Origin of the sequence: Occallatibacter sp. (genome assembly GCF_049510455.1) — a bacterium.
In the GTDB taxonomy this organism is placed as follows: Bacteria; Acidobacteriota; Terriglobia; order Terriglobales; family Acidobacteriaceae; genus Telmatobacter.
Genome location: NZ_JBEKYX010000147.1, coordinates 1 through 7,267 on the forward strand (window position 1 = coordinate 1; position 7,267 = coordinate 7,267).

The window sequence follows — 7,267 nt, forward strand, 5'->3', positions numbered from 1 at the left end:
TCTCGCTGGATGATCTATGCGCAGTCACAGCCTCGACATGGGCAGAAAAAGAAACCGCCAAGGGGGTTCAGATTGTCTGCAAGGAAACATCCCACAGCGTCGTCACGGCGGACCGAGGCCGACTGCTCCAGGTGCTCGACAACCTCATGGAGAACGCGGTGCATTCAGCGTCGCATTCCACCTCACAGGCTGGAAATGTAACGATCAGCACTTCGCTCGAAGCTGACTTCGCCCGCATCGACATCATGGACGATGGGCGAGGATTTACCCCAGCAGCCTTGCGCCATGCGATGGACCCGTTCTACACCACGAAGGACAACGGAACAGGACTCGGTCTCTCCATCTCTTTCGAGATTGTGCAGGCTCACGGAGGTGAGATGATTCTCGCCAACCGGGAGGGTGGCGGTGCCGTGGCATCACTCCGATTGCCGTTGAACAGCGGTACGCTAAGACAGGTAGATAAAGAGGCAGGGCAAGATGGCTGAAGTGCTCATCGTGGACGACGATCACAACTTTCGGGAGACGCTACGGGAACTGCTGTCGGATGCGGGCTACCAGACCCTTGTCGCAACGAATGCTGAGGAAGCGCTTACCTTACTTCAGACCTCGACTCCCGACCTTACGCTGTGTGATTGGAAGATGCCCGGTGGAGGCGGGGAGCAGTTTCTCAAGAGCCTCCATTCCGAAGGACTACTGACCACCATGCCTGTCATTATTCTCACCGCCCATGGTACGGGGCCGAATGCCATGCAGGCGATGCAACTCGGAGCCTACGACTTCATTACGAAGCCCCTCGACATCGACCAGGCTCTTGCGACCGTTGCACGCGCTATCCGGCACATGGAACTGCAGCGCGAGGTCGAACTGCTGCGACAACAGCGGTTCAGAGATCGCGCTCTTGAGGACATCAGCGCACCCGAAGAGGGGATGAAGCCTCAACTTATCGGCGCCTCGCCGGCATGGATCGAGATCTTCAAGAATATCGGCAGGGTGGCTGCCACCGACGTAGGAGTTTTGCTTCTCGGAGAATCGGGCACGGGTAAGGAAGTTGTTGCGCGCGCGATTCATGACAACAGCGCAAGGAGCCGCCACCCCTTCATTATCCTCAACTGTGCAGCGTTGCCGCCAGAGCTATTGGAGTCCGAACTCTTCGGACATGAACGAGGGGCATTTACCGGAGCAATCTCCCAGAAACGCGGGAAATTTGAGGCTGCGGATGGAGGCACGATCTTTCTTGATGAGATTGGCGAATTACCCCTTTCGCTGCAACCTAAGCTACTTCGTGTCCTGCAAGAGCACACCTTCGAGCGGGTCGGCGGAACGGCTTCCATCCACGCCGATGTCCGGGTAATCGCCGCTACGAACCGTCCATTGGAAGACGATGTAGAGCAGAAGACTTTCCGCGCCGACCTGTTCTATCGACTTAATGCGTTTACTGTCCACCTTCCGCCGCTGCGCGAACGTCAGTCCGACATACTCCCCTTGGCGGAGTATTTTCTTGCGCGCTACGCCAACCGCAATCAGGTCGCCGCGACAGGACTCGCCGCCGACGCCATCGTGGCCCTGCAAAGCTATCCCTTCCCAGGCAACGTGCGAGAACTGGAGCATCTGATCGAACGCGCTGCCGTTAAGGCGGGCGGACGAGCCATCACAGCCGAACAGATCCACGAGGAATTGACCAAGGCGAGGACTCCCGCACCGGGCGCATTCGACATCCAGGCAGCGATCGGACTGCCATTTCATGATGCGGTCGCAAACTGGGAGCGTTATCTTATCGAGCAGGCATTGAAGGCTGCCCACGGCAACAAGTCGGATGCCGCACGCAGGCTCGGAATCCATCGACGGCTACTCTACGAGAAGTTGACACAATTCGGAATGCTCTAAGCCGGTTCCGGTTCTCCAATCTCCGAGAATCCTTCAACTTTCGTATGCGATGGAAGCAGGTGGCTCGCCAAGCAGTCGCCCGGCCATTTCGAGCAATTCAGTCGGATGTACTGGCTTCGCAAGGACATCGAATGTGTGTCCGCTCTGGATTGCCAATTCGAGTAGATCGGCTGTGGCCGCCTGACCTGAAAACAGGGATATGTGGCACCCCGGCCATTGGGATCTGACCCGAATGGCCAAATCAATACCATTCATCGCTGGGAGCAATACATCAATAATGACCAGTTCAGGATGCCAGTCTTCCAGCAAGGCAATTGCCTGTTCAGCGGAGTAAACACCCTCGGTCTCGTAGCCACGTTGGGAGAAGATCGTCACGAGCGTACTGGTAATCAATCGCTCATCATCGACAATCAAAACTCGCCTTCGCTTTTCGATCTCTACAGTCATCTGCCTCTCTCCATCGTAGCGCGATGGAGATCTTGACCGGCCGAATCTGCCATACATCTCATATTCTTATTCTCGCTCGTCGCGATAATTCTGATGTAGCTGACGCGCTTGTCGTTGCCTAAGTCATACGGTAAAATCCCGGGATTCCTGCTCAATAACTGCGTCACGGCCCTTCCTGAATGGTCCGCAGCATCAGTATAGAAGCAGAGTGGGAAGTCGCCGCTCAGTTCCTGGGTAGCCCCAATCGAACGCTCTCCCGGGCTACAACATTCAGAGTGTCATTGATACGGAACGTGCGTTAAATCGTGACACGTGCTGTTGTGCCTGATGCATCTGATATTCGGCGCCTCCGGCCGATGGCTGAGGCTGCAAAGAGAATTCTGGGGTAGATAGTTTTCAAATAGGGGCGGACGCCGGTTACTCCAATGGAGAAGAGGTCGCTCACTGCGACGCGGCAGGAATGATCACTCGTGTTCCCATCAAGCGCACGGTTAATATTCGAGTCGATGGCAAACCTGTTCGGGCACGAGGAAAGTAGGAGTAAATGATAAGAAACGTGTTTGAACGAAGCCGATGGCGGGGCGGACGCCCATGCCAGCGGCAACCTCGACATCATGCGCTGCCGGAGCATCCCGAATCAACTTTCGCCTCTTAATGCAGCAGGAGTGATCCCGAGTGCATACGGCTTTCCGTCAGATCGAGTTCACGCTGTAGTGTCCGCATAACTTCATCATCGATACGCCCCTCGTCCCGTAGCCTAATTAGTGTCTCTCTTTCTACTTGGAGAACCGAGAGAATCGCCTCCTGGCGGCTCGCATGATCAACCAGCCCTTGGATGGGCTCTTCTCGTTCGGCAGGCAACGCATCCAATCTCCTCTGATAACTTCCAATTAACTCGCTATAGATTCCTGCCTGGTCGCGACTCCTCGACCGTTTTCGGTCGAGATGTACGAGTGCCTCTCGAAGAAGAATTCGTCGTGCTTCCTGTTCTTCATCGTTCATGCGTTCCGATTCCGATAGACCCAGCTTTCGAATAAGCCATGGCAACGTAAGGCCTTGGAATACCAGCGTCGTCACAATCAGGCAAAAGGCGAGATAGATGATCATGCTTCTCTGCGGGAAAGTCCTTCCATTCGGCAGAGCATATGGGAGAGAAACAGCAGCCGCCAGCGACAACACGCCCCGCATCCCGCCCCATCCGATGACGAATACGGTTCGTGGATTTGGTTCAACGACCTTCACTTTATGAATCCAGCGACGTATCGCGTAGGCAATATAAGTTTCACCATAAACCCAGACCATCCGCACGATGATCATGACAACGCTGAAACCGACTCCGTACTCTAACAAGACCTCATGACTCATGCCGCCGATCTGCCCCACGACATAGGGCAGTTGAAGCCCAATCAGGACAAATACAATTCCATTCAAAATAAAGGTCAATGCATCCCACACAGCTGCGGTTTGTAGTCGAACCTGAGGCGACATGTACTGTGGGCTTTGGCGGCTCATATACATGCTGCATGCGATCACTGCAATCACGCCGGACGTGTGTGCCCGGTCACCGATGAGATACGCCGCGTAGGGCACCAGGATGCTAATTACGATCTCGATCGGCCCATCATCCACCCACCGCTCAAACCACGCGACCACAACTCCGATTGCCAGGCCAATGAGAACGCCGCCGCCGGTCAGGAAGAATAATCGTCCTACACCTTCGACGATGGATGGTGTTCGACCTGTGACCAGCATTGTCAGCCCAAACTGTAATGCGAGCAGTCCGGTCCCGTCGTTCACCAAGCTTTCGGCTTCCAGAATCTCTACGATCTTTTGCGGCAGGCCAACTCTTCGCGCGATAGACGTCGCCGCAATCGCATCGGTAGCGGCGACGACTGCACCTAACAAAACTCCGGATCGCCAGTCGAAGCCTGGCAACAGAGAACCTGACGCCAAGGCCAGCCCTACCACCGTAAACAGAACCAACCCTACCGCAAGCATCGCGATGCTTACAAAACTCCGCTGGAACTCTCTCCATGAGAGCGTCCACGCTGCGGAGTATAGGAGTGGCGGCAGGAAGACGACAAAAACCAGGTCCGGATTGAATCCAATCCGAGGCATTCCTGGGACGAAACTTACCAGAAGGCCTGCAACTACGAGCAGGATCGGATAGGGTACCTTCAAACGACGTGCCAACCCGGCGAACATAGCCACAAACACAAGCAGCATCAAAAACACGGACTGTACAGCTTGAATGCCCGTCCCGCTGATCATGAACCCACCAACCTGATCCATGCGCTGTCGAAGTTAGGGGCAGAGAGCATGATCTATTATCGCCTCGCACGGCGGCAGAGGGTGCTCAATTCGGTCTCGCTACGCAAGGGAGGATGCTCTCGTTAAAGCGTGTCTGTCGGACATTCCTCTTTAGCCTTTCTCATGGTCTCGATACTCATTAGCTTTCTTGCGGGTATTGCGCTTCTTTGGAGAGCCCACTGCATTGCAGCCACCGATCCATGACATCATACGAATAAAAGAGTCATGGAAAGTCTTGCGTTTCCCTCGCACAGTGAGCCTAATCGATCCTTACAACTGTGTATCGCTGAATTTTCTGCTTGATACAGTCACGAACTTCAGTGCCCTATCGAGGAGCGGATGGTCAAGACTATGTCAAAACAAGAAGGCGCTGCTAACCATCGATGGCGTTCTTTCTTCGGGAACGACAGCGATTTCTAAATTGGTGTGCATTCCCAAAAGTCGAAACACTGCAGCCGGGCTGGAAATCGTGATAACCGGGCCAACATGTCCGGGAGGACAATTTGCGCCCTTCGGACCGTGGTGAACCAGACCCACCCGAATTTCAAATTCCCGCCGACGATAAAATCGAAACCGTAGTAGCAAGAGGAAAGCAGGCGGAAAGAGTTCCCCAGCAGTAGCGCCGGCGCCGAAGGAGGAAATACAACACACCTTCAAAGCTGGTGCGCTTCGATGAATACCGGCTGATCACGTGGCGACTTATCGATAATCCCTTTAAGCCGAGCCATGGATATGAGGTTCAGCTCACTTGACTTTGCGGGTATCTGAATGAGAACCAACTGCGTAGTAAAGCTGGGCCAGCTGCGGCGAACCGACCTTCGACCAGCCGCCCTGATCCTTGGCCGCGCCATGCGCGACAATCCCATGCACCTTCAGGTCTTCGCCATATCGGACCCGGAGCACCGCCGTCGGGCGCTGGAAAGGTTCTTCCGGCCGGTACTGCTCGGTCTCCTCCTGAGGGGGTTGATCTACGGCGCGTATCGCGATCACGCGCTTGTAGGCATCTGCGGCATGGCACGGCCCGGCTCTTGTCAGCCCACTCCTCTTGAAAAGCTCCGCGTGGTACCTGCGGTCGTGTTCGGCAATCCACTCCGCGCGGCGCTTCGCGTTCTGAACTGGACCGAGGCATGGGCGCATCGCGATCCTGCGGAGCCGCACTGGCATCTGGGACCCGTGGCCATCGAACCCAGCCTCCAGCGCCAGGGAATTGGAAGCGCCTTGCTGACCGCGTTCTGTGCGCAGAGGGATGCCGATGGAGCCGTTGCGTATCTCGAGACCGACCGGCAATCAAACGTTCATTTCTACCAGAAATTCGGGTTCGCGGTGGTAGCAGAAGCCAACGTAATGGGAGTACTCAACTGGTTTATGTCCCGCCCTGGTGGACACCCACGCAAGGCTTGACCTGCAAGAGCGGATCACTTCCGCAAACAGCGTTTGCCGGTCCTCTCATTCAGTTAGAGTTCAAGGATGAAAGTTGTCGTTTTTGGCGCGTCCGGCGGCGTTGGCAACCACGTTGTTCAGCAGGCCCTCCAAAAGGGCTATGCGGTCCGGGGAGTGTATCGCAGCTCTTCAACCCCTCGCTTGGAGTCCAATCTTGAAGTCGCCTATGTGAGTGACTTCTTCGATCGTCAAGCCTTGGCAGAAGTCATCGCTGGAGCAGACGCCGTCATCAGCTGTCTCGGCTCGCGTCGGAAAAACCCAACAAATCCGTGGTCGAAAATGACCTCTCCTTTAGATCTCATGGAACTCTTCTCCAGGAGCTTAATAGAAGCGATGACAGCGCTCGCTATGCCGAAACGACTCGCCATTGTCAGTGCTGCCGGAGTCGGTACGAGCGCTCCCCTCGTCCACCCAGTGCTGCGCTTCGTCTTCGATCATTCCACGGTCGGGCTCGAATATAAGGATCTGGCCAGGATGGAAAATCAGGTCGAACGATCCAACCTCGACTGGACCATCGTCCGCCCGGTGACACTTACGACTGGCCGGTTGACGAACAAAGTGAAAATATGTAGCCATTACGGTCTGATCGATTCGATTTCGCGAGCGGATGTCGCGAGCTTCCTGCTTCGCTGCCTGGAAGAGCCCACAAGCAGTACCTCGCGAACGCCAATGATCTGCACCAAGTGATTTCCGAAGCTAAATCTCGAGTCGGCTTGTGGTTACCAATCTAAGGCCTGAAAGTCAGAGGTCCTGAAAAGGTCCAATAAGGTAAGGGGAAAAATACGTGTGGAGCGTGGTGTAGGCTGCGGTCCGTACCATGCAGTTTCAATGAGTTGTGTTATGTTGCCAAAATGGCATAGAAGCAGCGAAACCACAACCTGCTTAGCTTCAATGAGTTGAGTCTCCCTAAGCCGCGATGTTGCGGCGGGGATCCAGTACGCTACCAATCGTCGGGATCTGAAATGGGGTGTGCATCACTGAATAAAGCCGTCTCGGGCTTCGAACCGCCGATCATCGTCGTTTTTTCGCAAGCCAGCCTCGTGTGGACGACCAAGGTTTTACGATCTAGGAACTCATTGAAAAACGCCACAAGTCCTTGAATTCCTTGGGGAGTTGTGGACTTTTTGCCTTCAAACCGGTTTGAATTGGTGTTTTGGTGCGTGTTTATGGGGCTTTTCGGGTTCTG

Annotated in this window: 7 protein-coding genes; 4 read left to right on the forward strand and 3 right to left on the reverse strand. The window is 55.0% G+C overall.

All coding sequences use genetic code 11. From position 1 onward, the window contains the following. Together ABSG47_RS19565 and ABSG47_RS19570 are read left to right on the forward strand one after the other, a co-directional pair. A partial coding sequence (locus ABSG47_RS19565; protein ID WP_424171806.1) for a sensor histidine kinase occupies positions 1–485 on the forward strand: 485 nt, incomplete at its 5' end. Continuing rightward, positions 478–1,884, forward strand: coding sequence for a sigma-54-dependent transcriptional regulator (locus tag ABSG47_RS19570; RefSeq protein WP_424171809.1), 1,407 nt, complete (start codon positions 478–480; stop codon positions 1,882–1,884). The genes ABSG47_RS19565 and ABSG47_RS19570, both read left to right, overlap by 8 nt. A gap of 33 nt (positions 1,885–1,917) precedes the next feature. Here ABSG47_RS19570 and ABSG47_RS19575 read toward each other — a convergent pair whose 3' ends face one another. Continuing rightward, a complete protein-coding gene (locus tag ABSG47_RS19575) occupies positions 1,918–2,331 on the reverse strand; it encodes a response regulator (protein WP_424171812.1) in 414 nt (137 codons plus the stop codon). Positions 2,332–2,982: 651 nt separating this feature from the next. Continuing rightward, positions 2,983–4,623, reverse strand: coding sequence for a Na+/H+ antiporter (locus tag ABSG47_RS19580; protein ID WP_424171815.1), 1,641 nt, complete (start codon positions 4,621–4,623; stop codon positions 2,983–2,985). A gap of 786 nt (positions 4,624–5,409) precedes the next feature. On the opposite strand from ABSG47_RS19580, the gene ABSG47_RS19585 reads away from it, so the two are divergent. Both ABSG47_RS19585 and ABSG47_RS19590 read left to right on the forward strand, forming a co-directional pair. After that, complete coding sequence (locus ABSG47_RS19585; RefSeq protein WP_424171818.1) at positions 5,410–6,042, forward strand: GNAT family N-acetyltransferase; 633 nt, start codon at positions 5,410–5,412, stop codon at positions 6,040–6,042. Positions 6,043–6,108: 66 nt separating this feature from the next. Continuing rightward, positions 6,109–6,768, forward strand: coding sequence for an NAD(P)-dependent oxidoreductase (locus tag ABSG47_RS19590; protein WP_424171820.1), 660 nt, complete (start codon positions 6,109–6,111; stop codon positions 6,766–6,768). Positions 6,769–7,021: 253 nt separating this feature from the next. On the opposite strand, the gene ABSG47_RS19595 is transcribed toward ABSG47_RS19590, so the two are convergent. Continuing rightward, a partial coding sequence (locus tag ABSG47_RS19595; protein WP_424171823.1) for a hypothetical protein occupies positions 7,022–7,267 on the reverse strand: 246 nt, incomplete at its 5' end.

What these genes read in the sequence shown, in the direction of transcription:
- ABSG47_RS19570 (WP_424171809.1), top strand. Translation starts at nt 478, where the DNA reads ATGGCTGAAGTGCTCATCGTGGACGACGATCACAACTTTCGGGAGACG.
- ABSG47_RS19575 (WP_424171812.1), bottom strand. Translation starts at nt 2,331, where the DNA reads ATGACTGTAGAGATCGAAAAGCGAAGGCGAGTTTTGATTGTCGATGAT.
- ABSG47_RS19580 (WP_424171815.1), bottom strand. Translation starts at nt 4,623, where the DNA reads ATGGATCAGGTTGGTGGGTTCATGATCAGCGGGACGGGCATTCAAGCT.
- ABSG47_RS19585 (WP_424171818.1), top strand. Translation starts at nt 5,410, where the DNA reads ATGAGAACCAACTGCGTAGTAAAGCTGGGCCAGCTGCGGCGAACCGAC.
- ABSG47_RS19590 (WP_424171820.1), top strand. Translation starts at nt 6,109, where the DNA reads ATGAAAGTTGTCGTTTTTGGCGCGTCCGGCGGCGTTGGCAACCACGTT.